The 17,138-nt window shown below is 31.1% G+C and carries 20 protein-coding genes and 1 pseudogene; 6 read left to right on the top strand and 15 right to left on the bottom strand.

Translation table 11 applies throughout. The features are described 5' to 3' along the window. Window positions 1–95: 95 nt before the first annotated feature. The 13 genes and pseudogenes from CLMAG_RS11725 to CLMAG_RS11675 all read right to left on the bottom strand — a co-directional run bounded on the left by CLMAG_RS11725 (window position 96) and on the right by CLMAG_RS11675 (window position 9,326). Window positions 96–908, bottom strand: a complete 813-nt coding sequence (locus CLMAG_RS11725) for an EFR1 family ferrodoxin (RefSeq protein ID WP_066622233.1) — start codon at window positions 906–908, stop codon at window positions 96–98. A 176-nt stretch (window positions 909–1,084) separates the two neighbouring features. Further along, window positions 1,085–1,636 carry a CD3072 family TudS-related putative desulfidase gene (locus CLMAG_RS11720; RefSeq protein WP_066622231.1) on the bottom strand — a complete coding sequence of 184 codons (552 nt, stop codon included), beginning with the start codon at window positions 1,634–1,636 and terminating at the stop codon, window positions 1,085–1,087. An 87-nt stretch (window positions 1,637–1,723) separates the two neighbouring features. Further along, window positions 1,724–2,206 carry a flavodoxin family protein gene (locus CLMAG_RS11715; RefSeq protein WP_066622229.1) on the bottom strand — a complete coding sequence of 161 codons (483 nt, stop codon included), beginning with the start codon at window positions 2,204–2,206 and terminating at the stop codon, window positions 1,724–1,726. 22 nt (window positions 2,207–2,228) lie between these two features. Next, window positions 2,229–2,480, bottom strand: coding sequence for a hypothetical protein (locus CLMAG_RS33700; RefSeq protein ID WP_242873010.1), 252 nt, complete (start codon window positions 2,478–2,480; stop codon window positions 2,229–2,231). Window positions 2,481–2,495: 15 nt separating this feature from the next. Beyond that, window positions 2,496–2,564, bottom strand: a pseudogene (locus tag CLMAG_RS34715) (class I SAM-dependent methyltransferase); the annotation flags it as partial. Between the two features lie 152 nt (window positions 2,565–2,716). Continuing rightward, window positions 2,717–2,854 (bottom strand): hypothetical protein, encoded by a 138-nt coding sequence (locus CLMAG_RS33690; RefSeq protein ID WP_242873009.1) that lies wholly within the window; start codon window positions 2,852–2,854, stop codon window positions 2,717–2,719. Window positions 2,855–3,278: 424 nt separating this feature from the next. After that, complete coding sequence (locus CLMAG_RS11705) at window positions 3,279–4,247, bottom strand: permease (RefSeq protein ID WP_066622227.1); 969 nt, start codon at window positions 4,245–4,247, stop codon at window positions 3,279–3,281. 115 nt (window positions 4,248–4,362) lie between these two features. Continuing rightward, the gene (locus CLMAG_RS11700) at window positions 4,363–4,602 is read right to left on the bottom strand and encodes a thioredoxin family protein (protein ID WP_066622225.1); all 240 of its coding nucleotides are present in this window, start codon (window positions 4,600–4,602) and stop codon (window positions 4,363–4,365) included. A gap of 33 nt (window positions 4,603–4,635) precedes the next feature. Beyond that, window positions 4,636–4,929 carry an ArsR/SmtB family transcription factor gene (locus tag CLMAG_RS11695; protein ID WP_066622224.1) on the bottom strand — a complete coding sequence of 98 codons (294 nt, stop codon included), beginning with the start codon at window positions 4,927–4,929 and terminating at the stop codon, window positions 4,636–4,638. Window positions 4,930–5,784: 855 nt separating this feature from the next. Further along, a complete protein-coding gene (locus CLMAG_RS11690) occupies window positions 5,785–6,981 on the bottom strand; it encodes an MFS transporter (protein WP_242873008.1) in 1,197 nt (398 codons plus the stop codon). A gap of 319 nt (window positions 6,982–7,300) precedes the next feature. Further along, entirely contained in the window at window positions 7,301–7,774 is a 474-nt protein-coding gene (locus CLMAG_RS11685) for an MGDG synthase family glycosyltransferase (RefSeq protein WP_242873007.1), read from the bottom strand. Window positions 7,775–7,836: 62 nt separating this feature from the next. Further along, the gene (locus CLMAG_RS11680; RefSeq protein WP_139264229.1) at window positions 7,837–8,460 is read right to left on the bottom strand and encodes a phosphatase PAP2 family protein; all 624 of its coding nucleotides are present in this window, start codon (window positions 8,458–8,460) and stop codon (window positions 7,837–7,839) included. A gap of 128 nt (window positions 8,461–8,588) precedes the next feature. Next, complete coding sequence (locus CLMAG_RS11675; protein ID WP_066622221.1) at window positions 8,589–9,326, bottom strand: ABC transporter permease; 738 nt, start codon at window positions 9,324–9,326, stop codon at window positions 8,589–8,591. 451 nt (window positions 9,327–9,777) lie between these two features. On the opposite strand from CLMAG_RS11675, the gene CLMAG_RS11670 reads away from it, so the two are divergent. Continuing rightward, window positions 9,778–11,052 (top strand): IS110 family RNA-guided transposase, encoded by a 1,275-nt coding sequence (locus CLMAG_RS11670; protein ID WP_066616512.1) that lies wholly within the window; start codon window positions 9,778–9,780, stop codon window positions 11,050–11,052. A gap of 268 nt (window positions 11,053–11,320) precedes the next feature. On the opposite strand, the gene CLMAG_RS11665 is transcribed toward CLMAG_RS11670, so the two are convergent. Beyond that, entirely contained in the window at window positions 11,321–11,815 is a 495-nt protein-coding gene (locus CLMAG_RS11665) for a cysteine hydrolase family protein (protein WP_066622220.1), read from the bottom strand. Window positions 11,816–11,991: 176 nt separating this feature from the next. Between CLMAG_RS11665 and CLMAG_RS11660 the strand changes: the two genes are divergently transcribed. The 5 genes from CLMAG_RS11660 to CLMAG_RS11640 are packed head-to-tail and all read left to right on the top strand — an operon-like array spanning window position 11,992 to window position 15,882. After that, window positions 11,992–12,786, top strand: a complete 795-nt coding sequence (locus CLMAG_RS11660) for a nucleoside phosphorylase (RefSeq protein ID WP_341420318.1) — start codon at window positions 11,992–11,994, stop codon at window positions 12,784–12,786. Between the two features lie 24 nt (window positions 12,787–12,810). Further along, entirely contained in the window at window positions 12,811–13,413 is a 603-nt protein-coding gene (locus tag CLMAG_RS11655; RefSeq protein WP_066622216.1) for an ECF transporter S component, read from the top strand. A gap of 51 nt (window positions 13,414–13,464) precedes the next feature. Further along, window positions 13,465–14,232, top strand: coding sequence for an energy-coupling factor transporter transmembrane component T family protein (locus CLMAG_RS11650; RefSeq protein WP_066622215.1), 768 nt, complete (start codon window positions 13,465–13,467; stop codon window positions 14,230–14,232). Further along, window positions 14,229–15,074: an energy-coupling factor ABC transporter ATP-binding protein gene (locus tag CLMAG_RS11645; protein WP_066622214.1), complete on the top strand. Its 846-nt coding sequence runs from the start codon at window positions 14,229–14,231 to the stop codon at window positions 15,072–15,074. Before CLMAG_RS11650 ends, CLMAG_RS11645 begins: the two co-directional genes overlap by 4 nt. Beyond that, window positions 15,067–15,882 carry an energy-coupling factor ABC transporter ATP-binding protein gene (locus CLMAG_RS11640; protein WP_066622213.1) on the top strand — a complete coding sequence of 272 codons (816 nt, stop codon included), beginning with the start codon at window positions 15,067–15,069 and terminating at the stop codon, window positions 15,880–15,882. The genes CLMAG_RS11645 and CLMAG_RS11640 overlap by 8 nt, the downstream gene beginning before the upstream one ends. Window positions 15,883–15,939: 57 nt before the next feature. On the opposite strand, the gene CLMAG_RS11635 is transcribed toward CLMAG_RS11640, so the two are convergent. Beyond that, window positions 15,940–16,998: a glycosyl hydrolase family 18 protein gene (locus CLMAG_RS11635; RefSeq protein WP_066622211.1), complete on the bottom strand. Its 1,059-nt coding sequence runs from the start codon at window positions 16,996–16,998 to the stop codon at window positions 15,940–15,942. Window positions 16,999–17,138: the final 140 nt, after the last annotated feature.

Raw genomic sequence — 17,138 nt, 5'->3', positions numbered from 1 at the left:
CTATTTGTCTCCATTTTAAATTTGTCAGTTTTATGTCTAGATGTCGTCTTTATAAAAGGATACTTTTTCATGCAATTACTCTAATAACTTAATACCTATATGTATAGTTTGGGGTTTGCTTGTTTTCTACTTTTCATTTTTAAAAACTTAGTAGTAATAAAACTTTTCTTAAACTCAATTTTTCTTGCTTTTCTTGGACATTTTCTTACGCAAGAAAAACACCTAATACACTTACTTTCATCAATTTTATAGGAAATAGCTTCAATTGCTTCATTTGGACATTGGTTAAGACAGATATTACAATTTATACATAAATCCTTAATTATTTCTGGAGTTTTTGTAAACATTCTTGCACTATTTTCTGGCAATACCTTTGCCATCATTGGCAGCTTACCTTTTGGAATAATCAATTGTTTATTCTCATAATTACTTATATCTTTAAGTTTTTTAGAAACTTTTCCTCCAAAATCTTTTGCTATACTAATATCTTTTTTATCAGGTCTACCTTGTGCAATAGGTATTTCTTTTGTAGAAAATGAATGTTCCCCTATAAATGATGCCCCTGCGATAACAGTAAACCCTTGCTTTTCACACAATTCTTTAAGTTGATTTAATGTTATTCCTTCTCCGATAAGCCCGTATACTGCAACGATAATTGCTACTTTACCTTTTCCATTTATATTCTCTAAACACTGAAATACTATTACTGGAACCTTTTCCTCATATACTGGAACTCCAATAAGTACGATATCTCCTGATACTTCTTTGATTTTATTACGATTTTTAATTTTAGTTAAATCTATTACTTCAACTATGCTTTCTCCTATTCCACTAGCAATTTCTTCAATGATTGTTTTTGTTGTATTAGTCGGCGAAAAATAAATGAGTGTTAATCCCTTATAATCCATATCCCCTTGTCCTCCAAAGTCCTAAAACTATTATTATTTTTTCATTTTCTTAAAATACTGACTTGGTGCTATTCCTACACTATTTTTAAAAATGTTTAATCATATATCTTTAATCATCAAAACCTACTTCTAGCGCCTTATCAGCTATTCCTATTTCTCCATTCATCCAACATAAATTATTTCATATTCAACAATCTTTTTATGTCTATTAATGCTTTCTCTGTTTCTAATGCTTTTATACCAATCATATCTATACTAATACTTTTCTCTTCTAAGGCTTTTCTAAGTGTTTCAATAAAAACCCCTTCCCCCTCAACCTCTTGATTATTTTTTGAAGTTGTATTAACTCCACAGCTTGGAGAACGATTTATTCCTATAATCCCTAATATAGTAAATCCATTTCTAATATATTCTTCTATTTGAAATACAATTTGATTTACAAAGTTGCTAATTACTTCAATTGAAGCCGGTTTCTCTAAACTATGTCTGATTCTTGTATTCTCTACGACAACTTCTCTTTCTCCACCATGAGTATCTCCTCGATCTAATCCTAAACATAAGATCTCAGGGCACGGCATTTGTATTATACCTACTTTAGATTCAATAAGTAGATTTAAAATGCTTTCGTTTGTTCCAGGATAGTCGGCAGTACCATCTGAAATTGAGTTTTGGTTTAGAATACAATGTGAGACTAATACGATTTTTTTACTCCTAACATCAGAAAACATAAAATTTCTCCTCCATCCCAGACTATTGGTTAAACTTTAATACAAAATAACTTGCTGATAAATCATATCTCCCAATTACAGCATATGTCAAAAAAGCTCTGATACCTTTTTGCCTATTCTTTCTCCAAATATCTTGGCTCTTTCTTTTTGATTTTCATCCCCATCTTTTATTGTTACGATACCCATATGTATATATGGTTGTCCTAATGCAGAACCACCAGAATACAATAACATACCTTTTACCATCATATGACCTATTAAAGTTATTAGTGCTGTATCAGCTCCTCCGCCTAAATAATCTTCTGTGGCAAATACTGCACCTATTTTCCCTTCAAGATTACATCCCCAAGATTCATCAAACCATTTTTTTATTTGCCAAGAAATATTAGCATAATAAGTAGATGTTCCAAAAATAACTGCTTTTGATTCTTTTACAAATTCATAGTCAATTTCATCAATTCTCATTAATTTTACTTCTATATTTTCTACTTCTTTTAGTCCTTCTCCAATTATTTCAGCAACTTTTTGAGTGTTTCCCGATTTACTATGATATATAACCGCAACCTTCATCACATTACCTCCACAAATATTTTTATTGTTTCTCCCCAAAAATAAATACATCAGTTGTTAAAGTTCCATCTGGCTCTGGATAATCTTGTTTTACTGTTTTTAAAGGACTTATCCCATTACTTTTTAATATTTTTTCGATCTCACTTGATATGTAAAAATTAAAATATATTTCTTTTTTTGAAAAACTTGTTGTTTCAAAAATCTCCTTATCATCTTCCATAAAGCTTAAAAATATCTTCCCGTTTTTCTTTAAATACTTGGATACTTTTTTCAACAGTAGTATCATTTCGGCACCTGTAAGGTGTACTATACAAAAGGACATTGTTATTGCATCAAATGATTCTTCCCTAAAAGTAATATTTTTTATATCATTACAATTGAAATCATCATTAGGAACATTTTGTTACGGTAACCTTACCATTTCTGCTGTTAAGTCTATTCCTTTAATTTTAAACTCTTTACCATAAGATAAAAGTTGTTTTGAAACATTTCCAGGACGATAACCGAAATCTAAAATGCTATCTTTTCATTAAGTAATTCAAAAAAATCCGTAACTCTTTCTGAATATAGTTCTAAATCCATAAATTTATTTGCATATTGCTGTGAATACTTATTATATGCACTAATTCTTCTTTGTGTTTTATCCATCGTATTCACCTAGCCTAATTGTTATTATTGAGTTTAATTTAAATATCATATCCATTATTATACACTCAATTACATAAAGCTTCCATTAATAATAGATTAATAATCATTTTAGTACTTTTGAATTTACAAATTCAAAAAAACCTCCTTAGTTAAGCAAAATTTATAACTAAAAAAGGTTTTTTAATAATTCATTTTATTATATAACTATATACTCAATAATTTTTATAAATACTATACTTTAACTTCAGCATCCACAATTACAATCACCCTTTTGTTCAGCATCTCCAACATCCTGTATTGCTCCAGAAGGGCATAAATTCTGACAACCTCTACAACCTTCAACACAACCTCCTAAAATAACTACTTACTATAAAACTTCCTTCACTTGAAAGAAAGCAAAATAACCTTTACCAAGTGTAAAACTTTACCCTATTATAAAATTAAATAAGTAACCAATAAATACTATACCCAATGCTGCTACCCCAAAGAATACTGCTAATAGTTTAGGCTTTAAAACTCTTCTTAAAAGAATTGCTTCTGGTAAACTAAGTGCTGTAACAGCCATCATAAATGCTAAAGATGTTCCCATTGCAACTCCAGCTCTCGTAAGTTCACTAACTAATGGTATTACCCCAGCGGCATTAGAATATAATGGAACTCCAATTAGTACAGCTACAAATACTGCAAACGGATTACTCTTTCCAGCATATTTTGCTAATGCTCCTGCTGGAATCCATCCGTGTATAAAACCGCCTATAGCAATACCAATTATTACATATATCCATATTTTCTTTATTAAATCTTTTGTAAAGTTCCAAGAATCTATTAATCTTTCCTTTGTATTAGGGTCAGGTAATTCTACATCCGAATTCATTTGCATTTCATAAACGTACTCTTCTACGTGCTTTTCCATTTTTAATTTTCCAATTATAATACCACTTACTATTGCAATTACTTCACCAGAAACTACATAAATCAAGGCTATTTTTATTCCAAACAAACCATAAAGAAGTCCTAATGCAACTTCATTTACCATTGGTGCGGCCACTAAGAAAGAAAATGTAACTCCAAGTGGTACTCCTGCTTCAACAAAACCAATAAAGAGTGGAACTGCTGAGCATGAACAAAATGGAGTAACAATACCAAGTAAGGCTGCGAGAATATGCCCTATGAATGTGCTTCCTTTACTCTTTGCAAGAATTTTTCTTGTCTTTTCAGGTGGAAAGAAACTCCTTATAAAAGTGATTACATAGATTATAATTAGTAATAAAATAAATATCTTTATAGTATCAAATACAAAGAAGTTAACAGCACTTCCAAGTCTACTTTCTTTAGCAATCCCAAAAACATTATAAATAAGCCAGTCAGCAAAAATCTGTACAGGTGTAAACATACTACCCCTCCATTCAAATTATAACCTTATAATTAAATACTTATATACTATTCTAAAATAATGGACTTTAATCCTATTAATATAAGATTAAGTCCTCTTTTAATATAGATTACTCTTATTTTTCATCATTAATATATTTCTTAATTTCATCAACACTGGAAACTTTCCCGAACATCTTAACTTTTTCATTAATAACTATAGCAGGTGTTCTCATAACTCCATATTTCATAATATCTTTAATGTCCTCTACTTTTGTAATTTTAGCTTCTACATTAAGCTCTTTAACGGCTTCCTTTGCATTTACTTCAAGCTTCTTGCAATTTGCACATCCTGTTCCTAAGATTTTTATTTCCATAACTTAACCCTCCTAATTTATTCATAATATATTTTATTTAGAGTTATCAGAGTAACTCATAACAAATTTATCTACACTATCAATAATTTTTTTTATTTCTTCACTACTAATTCTATAATGAATGTTCATACCCATCTTTTCGGATGATAATATACCAGCTTCCTTAAGTATTTTTAAATGCTGAGATAAATTAGCTTGACTAAACTCTATATCTTCATTTAATTTACATACACACTTTGGTCCATCATATAAAAACTTAACTATTTTATACCTTATAGGATGTCCTAATGCTTTAAAAATTCTAACACTTATTTCTTGTTGACTCATAAATTATCCTCCGTAGAAATATAACTATATAATTAAATTCTTATATAATTAGTATATTCCTTAATACTTTATTTTGTCAATATTAATAAAAAATCTAAATATAAAAATCTTTTCTTTGTATTTATTATTCAAACAATAACTGAATAAATCTATTTATACTTTTTAACCTTTAGTTAATCACAAATATGATCAATTTAAGATAAGTTTTTATTGAATATTCTAGTATCTTAGATGTAGTGAAGTATTATAAAAATTAAACTGCAGCATAAAATGCCATAGTTACGGTAGAAAGTGGGTACAAGGAATGTTGTGCTAGTATTAAAATCATATAAGGTAGGTGATAATGTAAGAATAATCTTATAAAATAAGCTTAAATTTTACAAGGAAATAAGAACCGATACTTCGACCAGTACTTAGCTAACAAGGGAATATCACTAGTACAACTCCTGTATAATTTTATTATATTTCTAACTGGCTATAGTGTTACTATAAATAAATTTATATAGTATAGCTGTTTTGAAGTTGCATAAACTATAATTACCTTATACATTATAATTATTAAATTTATTCCCTAAAGCCTGTATCTGAATTGATGCAGGCTATTCTTATGTTATGGTAAAAGAAAACTTTTTACACACTATTATTCCTTTGTTCAATATAATAATAGTGAATAACAATTAGCCTCACTTTTCTACAGAATAATAACCATACCAATTTCCTAATACTCATAATATTGCTATGAGCAGCTTTTAACTCAAGCTGCTCTGTTCTCTTCTATAACTCTCACTGATCCTTTTTTAGTACACTACTCTAATTTAAAAATAAAATTATCTTCTAATTAATTTACTCATCAAACTATATTTCACTCATTTTACCCCATTTCTTATAAAATACACACATTAGTATTGCAGCAATTAACGCCATTACTGAACCAAAGTAAAACGGAGCACTATTATTAACCTTATCATATAATATGCCAGCTATAAGACTTGCTGGAAGTAAGGTTATCCCTATTAATGAATTATATATTCCTAATCCTGTCCCCCTCTTATTTTTATCTATAAGATCAGAGACTAATGCCTTTTGTATCCCATCTGTTGCTGCACTGTAAAGTCCATATAAGACAAATAGCAAAATTACTAGTATTTTATTATTTGTTCTTCCAAAACCAAGATATATTATAGAATAAAGCATATATCCAAAGATAATAAGCCTTTCTCTACCAAACTTATCAGATAAAACTCCCATAGGAACAGCAAATACCACAGACACGGAGTTAAATATCAAGTATACTAGCGGTATAAACAAAGATTTTATACCAATGTCATTAGCCTTTATTAATAACAAAGCATCAGTTGAATTGCCCAAAGTAAAAATGAAAGCAATCCATAAAAATATATAATACTTAGTGGAAAAGTCCTTAAAAGCAATTGTCTTAGGAATGGCAGCTTTACTCTTTTTAGCCTCTTTCACAAAGAAAATTATAGTAAGCAGTCCAAGTAACCCAGGTAAAATTGAAAACATAAATACTTTACGATAATCACCAGGGAATACTGATAAAATTGTAAAAGCAAGTAATGGTCCTAATACTGCTCCACTATTGTCCATAGCTTTATGAAACCCAAAACTTTTTCCTTTCTCACTATCACTTGATGAACCAGCTACAAGACTATCTCTTGGGGCAGTTCTTATTCCCTTTCCAATTCTTTCACTAAATCTAATAACTAGTACCTGCAAGGGTGATGTTACCATTGAGAATAATGGGGATAAAATGGCTGTAAACCCGTAGCCTATAACCATGAAAGGTTTATTTTTGCCAATTTTATCGCTCCACCACCCTGATAAAGCTTTGAGAACTGATGCTGTACTCTCTGCAATTCCTTCAATAAGTGATACCTCTGTCTTCGATGCACCTATAGACATTAAAAATAACGGCATAATGGCATATATCATTTTTGTAGTTGTATCAGTTAAAAGGCTAGTTATTCCAGTAAAAAATATATTCCTTTCAATGCCTAAAACTTTTTTCTCTTTTTCATCATTGATGTACACTCTCGTCACGTCCTCACTATTCTATTTTTTATTATCAGGGCTATAAACCATATCACTATAGTTCCCAAAAGCTTTCTTAATCTCTTCTAACTTTTCTTCTGCATAATTTCTTTGAGAAGAATTAAATATATCCCCTCATTTATAGAGGCTTATCAGCATGATAATACTTACCTACCAGCGAATTTTCTATATGCTCATAAAATCTTGAACGGACTGGAAATCCTAATACTTGTACATTTTCTTCTTGGACACCAAATTCAATACACTTATCTTTTGCTTCCTGTGTTGGACTTATAATATAATCAGCTCTTGGGTCTGCCTATAGTGGATATATACTTACTAAATCTGCAATTAGCGTTATAAACGGTATTTTCATTTTATATTCTTCTAATATATTTATAATAAATCCATTAAAATTAGGATGTACAGATAAAATTAAATCAGGATTTACTTTTTTTAATAACTGTATGAAATTATATTTTATTTTTAGTTCAAATAATTTATCAACCAATGATGGTTTAATAGCTGATAAATGCCATATTATTCCCCATAAGTCTTCAGCATTTCTAGTAGTTGGGCTATATGATTTACCAATACTCTGCAAAAGCTTTCCTCCAAGTGAAAATCCATCTATAATATGAATTTTAACACCATCATGATCTTGAAGTTTTTCACATAAAGACTCCGTTATACTTTTATGTCCATGTCCAGTAAACTCAGCGGAAATAGTAAGTATATTTTTAGTCATAATATTCATCTCTTCCATTACTTTAATTAATATTATAAACTTCATTCATTAAAATCATGTTAATTTTGATCTTTTAAACAGCATTTATACCATTTATAGATCTATAATTATTCTCTTTGTTCAATTGAATTACTTTGCTTACTCAATTTCTCCTTAACTTTAGTTGGTATATATCCTACTAACATTTCTTCAACCTTAAAATATATATTTTGAACTCTGTCTTTAATTAATTGATGATATAGGTAGTTTGTTGCTAATACAATTACATACCCACCTATAACATCTATTGGAAAATGATGTCCTACATAAACTCTTGATATACCTACTAACACAGATAAAATAATTAAAATCCTTCCTGAAAGCTTTTGATACTTATTAATTCCTATTGCTATACTCATTGTTCCTATTGCATGGTCACTTGGAAAAGATGCATCTATTACATGTGGAAATAATAAATTTACCTTTTGCTGTACAAATGGTCTAGGAACATAATAAATTATGCCTATAATAAAGCTTAAAGCTAAATTAATAACTGTAATAACAAAAGTGTCTACAGTAATCCCTCGAATCTTTTTATTTTTGTTAAGTACTCCTAAAGTGTAAAATATAGCAAGTGATGCCATAAAAATACCTGGAACATATTTAGATAAAATAATCATTATATTATCTAATAAAACACTTTGATGTGCTAACCCGTTTATTGATTTAAATAATAGTTCATTAATATTCATATATTTCCTCCTATGATTTCTGTTTCATTTCTTACGTATATTACACGCAACAAAAAAAGTTAGGTTGCAATTATGACAACCTAATTTTATTAAAAATACATATTAAAATTTTACTACATATTAAACCTTTAATATTCTTTTTTCTCAAAAGCCCACGAACCTACCCCAAATAGAATCAATGTATATGCCACCAGTAAGACCAAAACATTTAAAATGTTAGTAATAGGCATTGTTGCTCCTATAAACAATTTGTACCAGCCTGTATAAGAAGTAAATACCATTGGATTAATACTTGGAAAAACAGTGCTAACTGCAACAACAATAATATATCCAAATACAGACAGCATAACCGTACTTGAGCTGCTCTTACAGAGTTGTGAAACAGTAGCAGCAAAAAGAATAATCGGCAGCATCGGAACAATGGATACTACATAGGCTAAAAAGGTTTCTATGATATTTAATGACCCTATGCCACTAAAAAGTATACTAGAAATCATACTTGTCATTAAGCAAACCAGCAAGGCTAAAATAATATATAGAATGATTGCCAATATTTTCGTAGTAAAAATACTGATTCGGCTTATGGGTCTTGTAATGATTGCCTTAATGGTCCCATTTTCCTGTTCTGCTGTAAACAAATCTGCTGCTGCCATAGCAATCATAAGTGGAAGTATAAATCCAGTAGAAATAGATAGAACTGTATTTGGCATATTGCTAGATAAAAGTCCAATCAATCCTTTTGCTGCTCTTCCTAACAGAGCGGTTGAAATACCGATAAGACCTGTTAATACAAGTAAAACTTGATATTTTTTTAGACTTAATAGTTTAACTATTTCGTTTCGAGCACCTGCTTTGATTATTTCCACAGAGATTCCTCCTCGTATAATAAGTTTATAGCAGTTATTTACTGCCTATAAACTTATTTATTTTTTATATTTTGTATAGATTAAGAAAGCATCTCAATTTTTCTAGTGGGGATTCTCCCAATTCAGTATTGCTGATTCTTATACTTTCCGATCTATACTGTTTTAACCTACTATTTATTAAAGGATTTTCTAATGCTAAAATAGTCATAACGGAACTTTAGCGAAGGTTACTGCTGTATTCCTCCTGCAAAACACATTGTGTTATTGCCTGTAAAGCTTGCAGCCTGACCAAAGTATCATATTCTGCTTACACAAATGTTGCATCTCCTTTCGCAGCCACCAGCAAGGTTTTGCGTCTGGATGAATGCTAATTACGCGAGGTTGCAGTTAGTACTTTGGATTAGGATAATCCTTTCTAATTTCCTCATTATTTTTGAAAGGTGGTGATTTCATGAAGAAATTAGATTACTTATCAACTCTATTTGTTGGTATCGATATTGGTGCGAGACAAAATGTTGTCTCTGCTATTAATTTTGAACAGGAATTCTTGATTAAGATGAAACCTGTTCCTAATACGCAATTTGGTGCAGAGCAACTTGAATCCATGCTTGTTAAGGTTTTAGAAAACAATACTTTTAAAGCTGTTATAATCGGCTTAGAATCTACTTCCTTTTATGGAGTACATATAGCCAATTTTTTATCTGCTAGTGAAAAACTTATGACTTACAAACCTTATGTTTACTGCTTGAATCCTAAGGAAGTTGCTAACTACAAAGAATCCTTTAATTCTCTTGATAAAAATGATGGCATTGACTCTTTTGTTATTGCTGACTTTGCAAGAGTTGGCAGAATTCATATTGAACCTTGGCGTGGTTCTCAATATCTTGCTCTGCAAAGACTTACAAGGCACAGACTTCATATTGTTGAATGCTTAACTAGAGAAAAAACTTACATGTTATCCAATGTATTTCTTAAGTTCAGCGAATTTGCATTATTACAGGGAGAAGATCATCCTTTTTCTAATAAATACGGTGCTACCGCATCTTCAATACTTACTGAATTTCTATCTTCCGAAGATATTGCAAATACATCAATTGAAGAACTTGTTGACTTCGTCAATAGAAAAAGTCGGAAAAGGATTTCTAATCCTCAGATGACTGCTGAAATTTTGCAGCAAGCTGCACGTAATTCATACCGTCTTGATAAATGTTTGTATGAGCCATTAACAACCTCTATTGCTTGTTCTTTCAACTGTATTCAGGCTTTTGATAAAGAACTTAAAGGTATTAACAAAGCCATTGAAAAAGCTGTTATGGGAATGAATCCTGTGGAATACAAAATATTAATGTCTATTCCTGGTTTTGGCCCTGTTTACTCCAGTGGCATTCTTGCTGAATTAGGAAGTGTGCATGCATTTCCTAGTAATGATGCTATTGCTAAATACGCTGGCATCGTGTGGAAAGAAAATCAATCTGGAGGTTTTAAAGCTGAAAATACACCTATGAACAAAGCTGGTAACCGTTATTTACGCTATTATCTCATAGAAGCTGCAGGAAGTGTTGTTTGCCATATTCCTGAATATCAAGAGTTCTATCAGAAGAAATTTGCTGAAGTAACTACACATCAGCACAAACGAGCACTCGCGCTAACATCTCGTAAACTTATTCGTATGATTTTTGGATTGCTGGCTAAAAATCAGCTCTACTCTTCAAATAGAGTAGATTAATCTATATAAATTATACGAACATACTTTCTCATTGGACTGTATGTTTATTAAGGTTACCCATTTTTAAAGAAATCATTTGATTTTCTTTTCATTTTGTTCTTGACATATTACCAAATTGCTTTAAATAATCATTTATTCTCTAACTTATAAAAGTTCCTCTTAAATTAATTTATTACAATATTATTCACTTTGTAATAAATTGTATACCTTTATTTTACTATATTCTATCATAATAATAGATTGAACAAGTAATTAATTACATAATCCATTATATAATGTCAGTACAATCCCCTACAACTACAAACTTTTTAATATCTCTCTCGTATAGATCCATGAAGGTTTCCTTAAATTCATCTACTGCAAAGGCGTTAGTACAATTCTTGCCTATAATTATTTTATTTTCTATATCATCTAGTTCTGAAATAATTTGCGCTTCCTCAGTACCCCTTACACAGTGAGGAGGATAGGAACCAAACTCTCTACAATCTTCTGGGTGATCTTCATTTACAATAATAAGCGGTATGCTTTTTTCATTAGCGAAGATATGGGCAATTCTTGATACCTCTGGGATTAAAGCTTCAATTCTTGGGCTATACAGTGCCCCTTTTCTAGCAAAACCATTATTCATATCTACAATGATGAGAGCTGCTTCGCCTGCTAAATCGTCAACCTTCAAGCTCTCTAGATTTTTAAAACTATCTAATATATTAGATAGAGTTTCTGAACTTTTTTTAATAAACTCTTCTTTAACTATTTCTTTCATAGAATATTCTTCCCTTCACAAGTTATATTTAATAAATTGGTTACATATAACTACATTATAACAGCAATTACATTTTATTGAGCGTTATACAAATAATCATATACTTGTCAATATTTATAATGCACTATATAATATATACATGTGTATATACATAGTTTTATTTTACTACTTATAATATGATAATTACAACTCATAAAATAGATATAAGAAGGGATATGATGAATTTGACTCTACAACCTCATATAAGACTAGGTGAAGAACACTCTGCCTCATATGCCCTACTTCCTGGAGATCTTCAAAGGGTGGATAGAGTAAAAACTTTTCTTGAAAAGCCCGTAGAAGTTGCTTTTAATAGGGAATTTAAAAGTATACTGGGCTTTTATAAAGGTATTAAGATTTTAGTAACCTCTACAGGAATAGGAGGCCCTTCTACAGCAATTGCAGTTGAGGAATTAAAAAACATAGGTGTTAATACCCTTATAAGAATAGGAAGCTGTGGTGCTCTTCAAAGCAACATTAAGCTAGGTGATTTAATTTTAGCTACAGGTGCAGTACGAAATGATGGATCTTCCAAAAGCTACATAGAAAGTAGTTACCCTGCAGTACCTAACATAAATGTTTTAACCAGTATAATAAATACCGCTTCTGAATTAAGGTACCAATATCACTGTGGAATCATAAGAAGCCACGACAGCTTCTATACCGATAATGAACAAGCTATTGACAGCTTTTGGACTAATAATGGAGTCTTAGCCTCTGATATGGAGTCCGCTTCTCTCATGGTAATTGGAAGCCTTAGAGGACTCAAAACAGCCTCTATATTAAATGTTGTGGTAGAAAACAACTATGCTTTAGAGGATGGTATTAATAGCTACGTTGACGGAGAAGATGAAACTTCTAAAGGAGAGGAAAAGGAAATTATTTTAGCCTTAGAGTCTATAGTTAAACTGGATTCTCTAAAAAACAAATAATAAAATTTTGAAAGGAGTAATTCTATGGAAAAGAAAAATATGTGGTCATTCAAATTCACTACAGCTTCTCTGGTACTTATCCCTGCAGCTGTTGGTATTAACTATATCGGAAAGCTTATTGCAGCATCCTTAAAGCTTCCCCTTTGGCTGGATGCAATCGGTACAACCCTTGCTAGCATATTAGCAGGGCCAATAATTGGTGCAATTTCAGGAGCTGTTAATAACATTATTTATGGTCTTACCGCAGACCCTGTATCCTTTGTTTATGCCGTTTCAAGTATTGCTATAGGTATTACTGTTGGAATTATGGCCTATAAAGGTTGGATGGACAGTATCGGTAAAGCCATCATTACAGGATTACTAGTTGCTCTCGTATCAGCAATAGTATCTACTCCTATAAATATTGGTTTTTGGGGAGGACAGACAGGAAACCTATGGGGAGATGCACTTTTTGCTTATCTAACTAAAAGCGGTTCTCCACTAGCTTTAGCATCCTTCTTGGACGAGTTAGTTGTTGATCTTCCTGACAAAGTAGCAACTATTGTAATAGCCTTCTTAATATTTAAGGGACTTCCTAAGAAGCTCACCCTTCTATATAACAATAATAGCGAAATAGAAAAACTGTAAATTTCAAGCTCAGGGCTAATAATCCTGAGCTTTGTTATAGGAGGAAAAAATATGAAAGCACTTAGCCTTTACCAACATAGAGATTCTATAATACATAAGATTGATCCTATAAGCAAGCTCTATTATATAGGTGCTGCTGTTGTCATCCCTATTATTTTACCTACAGTAAATATTGCATTTACTTGTATGTTAGCAAGTATTATTCTTCTTATAGTAGGTAAAGTTTTCAAAAAAGTAATACCCCTTGTAAGCTTTAGCTTCATTGTTCTTTTATCTATAATTATCATTCAGGGGTTATTTAACAAAACAAATAATACAATCTTTATAAGTATAGGTTCACTAACTTTTTATAAGGAAGGTCTTATCTATGCATTTAAAATATGTATGAGAGTTATAAATATTATTTGTGCCTTCTCAATTCTGGTTCTTACTTCAAAACCATCTGATATTATAGAAATATTAGTTAGAAATGGTCTCTCCCCTAGAATCGGATATGTACTAAGCTCAGTGCTTCAGATTATTCCACAGATGGTATCTACTATGGATACTATAAAGGATGCTCAAAGATCAAGAGGTATGGAAACAGATGGCAGCCTATTAGTGAGAATCAAAGCCTTTATTCCTCTAATCGGGCCCGTTGTTATGAATTCTCTCATTTCTACTAGAGAAAGAGCCATGGCCCTTGAGGTTAGAGGCTTTAATTCAAAAACTAAAAAGAGTTTTTTAAATAAAGCGTTTAGTTATAAATACAGCACAGCTATTAAAATAACTATTATATTTCTATTAGCTTTAGCGGTAATTTGGAGGATTATAGCATGAAAAAGATAGTCGTTGAAAACTTAAAGTATAAATACCCTCTTACTAAAGACCTAGCTCTTAAAGATATATCCTTCCAAATAGAGGAAGGTGAATTTATTGGAGTAATTGGTGAAAATGGTGCTGGAAAGTCTACCCTTTGTCAAGCTTTAGTAGGACTTGTCCCCCATTTCTATAAAGGTGCTTACGGCGGAAAGATACTAGTAGACAACATTGAAGTTTATAAAAGTGATGTAACTATCCTCTCTAAAAAGGTGGGGATAGTTTTTCAAAATCCCTTTACTCAGGTTACTGGCTCCAAGCTTACCGTTTATGAGGAAATAGCCTTTGGACTTGAAAACTTTGGTCTTCCTCAAGATGAAATGAGAAATAGAATAGATTACGCCTTAAAGCTTTTAGATATATATAAATTTAAGGACAGAAATCCCTTTGACTTATCTGGAGGCCAGATGCAGAGGATGGCCTTAGCTAGTGTTATTGCAATGAAGCCTGAGATTATTGTCCTTGATGAGCCTACCTCCCAACTTGACCCTCAAGGCTCAGAAGAAGTATTTAAAGCAATTCAAAATTTATGTAGTGAAAAAATAACAATAGTCATGGTAGAACATAAAATGGAAAAAATCGCAAAATACTCAGATAGAGTCATGCTGTTAAATAATGGGCAGCTCATGGATTTTGATGTTCCAAGCAAGATATTTTCAAGAGATGACTTGAAGGAGTACGGTGTGACAGCCCCTGCCTTTACATTAATATGTAGAGGACTCCAAATTAAAAATAGAGATACAGGACTTTATCCAATAACAATAGATGAAGCTTATGATTTGGTGGTGAATCAAAATGAGTAGAATAACGGTTAAGGATCTGCATTTTTCATACGAAGAAAGCGAAAAAATCCTTAAGGGCATAACTTTAGAATTTGATAAAAGGAGTACTGCTATAATAGGTCAAAATGGCGCAGGTAAGACTACTTTTGTTAAGCTTTTAAAGGGACTTTTAAAACCTATATCCGGATACATTCTTGTAAATTCAACTAACACAAAGAATACAACCGCTGCAAAGTTATCAAAGGACATAGGTCTAGTTTTTCAGAATCCTAACGATCAAATATTTAAAAACAAAGTCATTGATGAAGTAATGTTTGGCCCTATTAATATCGGCATGAATACGGATAACGCAAGATCAAATTCTGAAGAAGCTTTAAGGGCAGTAGGACTTTATGAAAAAATCAATGAAAACCCTTATGATTTAAGCCTGTCTGATAGAAAACTTATAAGTATAGCCTCCATTTTAGCTATGGATACAGATATAATAATATTTGATGAACCAACAATTGCCCAAGACTATTCAGGAAAGGAAAGAATTAAAGGTATAATTAAAAATCTAAGATCAAAAGGAAAATTGGTTATAGCAATCCTACACGACATGGATTTTGTGGCAGAAACCTTTGAAAGGACTATAGTATTTAATAATGGAAATGTTCTTTTAGATGGAAATACAAGACAAGTCTTCTCCCACTCTGAAATATTAGAAAAAGCTTTCCTCGAACTACCTCACGTAACTCAACTCTGTCAAAAACTTGGTTTTAAAGAAATTTTCTTTACAGTTGAGGAATTTATTAAATATAAAAATTCTCACAACAAAAATTGTAAGTAAATATATTTAGGAATAGAAAGGTCATGAAGTGCTTAATCAATACTTCATGACTTTTTATTACTTGCTTAATTTTGCTTTAATAGTTGACCAATAATCTGCATTTTCAAGACCGAGCCTCCATATAGCTATACCAGCTAAATTATTGTCATTAACAATATCTAATTTGTAAGAAAGACTTGTACTATTTTCAAACCATACAGTATGGTTAATCCCTGAATCATCCTTATACTTAAAAAATGGACTTTTAGAAAGATCATCCCATTGAATTTCTGCATTATTGGTCTCTGCTAATTTATATATTGCATCAATACCATAAGCCTTTACACCCTTTGAAGACCAATCATATCCATAGCTCCCCACCCCTAAAACTATTTTAGAGGCAGGTACAACAGACGAAGCATATTTAACAACAGTTTTTACCCAATTAATAGAAGCAATAGCACCGGACGTACCACTTGGAGAATGTTCATCATAGGTCATTATTACAACTTGATCTGCATACTTTGCGATTTCTTTATAGTCATAGGCGCCACTCCAAGAATCTTTAAGATTTTCACTGGTTTTTGCCGGTACGGAAGCTGTAACGGTAAAACCTTCAGGATTAAGTTCCCCATAAAGCTCCTTTAAAAAGCTTGTATAGGAATCCCTGTCATAATAGTAGATATTTTCAAAATCTATATTTACACCTTTATAGTTATTTGTTTTTAATGTATTTAAGATATTTTGTATTAATAGTTTTCTATTATTAGGGCTTTCAAGCAATGCTTTTGCTAAATCCGCATTAAACTTATTAGTTATCATAGCCAAGGGCTTAATTTTGTTGTCATTAGCGTACTCTATTTGTTCTTTCGGAACATTACCTGATAAGTTACCTTTAGTATCTATGGTATAAGTATCTGTTGCTATATTATTTATTGAGCTAGTGTTCTCTACCATTTGATTATAAGAAGATTTATCTTCTGGGTAATAGTAGGTTGTAAATGCTAAGACAGTTTTATTAGAAGCTGTTGTTACTACTACATTTTCCTTACTTGATTTAATAAAAACCATAGATGTAATAGCAATTATAATAACTCCAACTAAAGTAGTTGCCAATAATCTTTTTTTAGTGAACATAAGGTTGTCCTCCTAGAATTTTAGACTTAAAAGGATATAACCATTATGTATAATATTATGAGTAATTTCAAATGTAACTTTTAACATAGTTGGTTAAATAAGATTTTATCTACTGTCATTTCATATACCATATTACGCCC

The sequence above is a fragment of the Clostridium magnum DSM 2767 genome, from assembly GCF_001623875.1.
GTDB classification, from domain to species: Bacteria; Bacillota; Clostridia; order Clostridiales; family Clostridiaceae; genus Clostridium_AM; species Clostridium_AM magnum.
The sequence above is the reverse complement of the archived record's forward strand: the minus strand, read 5'-3'. Positions and strand labels throughout refer to the sequence as shown.

Coding starts and splice junctions, on each gene's coding strand:
- CLMAG_RS11705 (WP_066622227.1), bottom strand. CDS start 4,247: ATGTTTACACCTGTACAGATTTTTGCTGACTGGCTTATTTATAATGTT.
- CLMAG_RS11660 (WP_341420318.1), top strand. CDS start 11,992: ATGATAATTACAACTCATAAAATAGATATAAGAAGGGATATGATGAAT.
- CLMAG_RS11685 (WP_242873007.1), bottom strand. CDS start 7,774: ATGAAGTTTATAATATTAATTAAAGTAATGGAAGAGATGAATATTATG.
- CLMAG_RS11715 (WP_066622229.1), bottom strand. CDS start 2,206: ATGAAGGTTGCGGTTATATATCATAGTAAATCGGGAAACACTCAAAAA.
- CLMAG_RS11665 (WP_066622220.1), bottom strand. CDS start 11,815: ATGAAAGAAATAGTTAAAGAAGAGTTTATTAAAAAAAGTTCAGAAACT.
- CLMAG_RS11680 (WP_139264229.1), bottom strand. CDS start 8,460: ATGAATATTAATGAACTATTATTTAAATCAATAAACGGGTTAGCACAT.
- CLMAG_RS11725 (WP_066622233.1), bottom strand. CDS start 908: ATGGATTATAAGGGATTAACACTCATTTATTTTTCGCCGACTAATACA.
- CLMAG_RS33690 (WP_242873009.1), bottom strand. CDS start 2,854: ATGGATAAAACACAAAGAAGAATTAGTGCATATAATAAGTATTCACAG.
- CLMAG_RS11635 (WP_066622211.1), bottom strand. CDS start 16,998: ATGTTCACTAAAAAAAGATTATTGGCAACTACTTTAGTTGGAGTTATT.
- CLMAG_RS11645 (WP_066622214.1), top strand. CDS start 14,229: ATGAAAAAGATAGTCGTTGAAAACTTAAAGTATAAATACCCTCTTACT.
- CLMAG_RS11695 (WP_066622224.1), bottom strand. CDS start 4,929: ATGAGTCAACAAGAAATAAGTGTTAGAATTTTTAAAGCATTAGGACAT.
- CLMAG_RS11670 (WP_066616512.1), top strand. CDS start 9,778: ATGAAGAAATTAGATTACTTATCAACTCTATTTGTTGGTATCGATATT.
- CLMAG_RS11655 (WP_066622216.1), top strand. CDS start 12,811: ATGGAAAAGAAAAATATGTGGTCATTCAAATTCACTACAGCTTCTCTG.
- CLMAG_RS11720 (WP_066622231.1), bottom strand. CDS start 1,636: ATGTTTTCTGATGTTAGGAGTAAAAAAATCGTATTAGTCTCACATTGT.
- CLMAG_RS11650 (WP_066622215.1), top strand. CDS start 13,465: ATGAAAGCACTTAGCCTTTACCAACATAGAGATTCTATAATACATAAG.
- CLMAG_RS11700 (WP_066622225.1), bottom strand. CDS start 4,602: ATGGAAATAAAAATCTTAGGAACAGGATGTGCAAATTGCAAGAAGCTT.
- CLMAG_RS11640 (WP_066622213.1), top strand. CDS start 15,067: ATGAGTAGAATAACGGTTAAGGATCTGCATTTTTCATACGAAGAAAGC.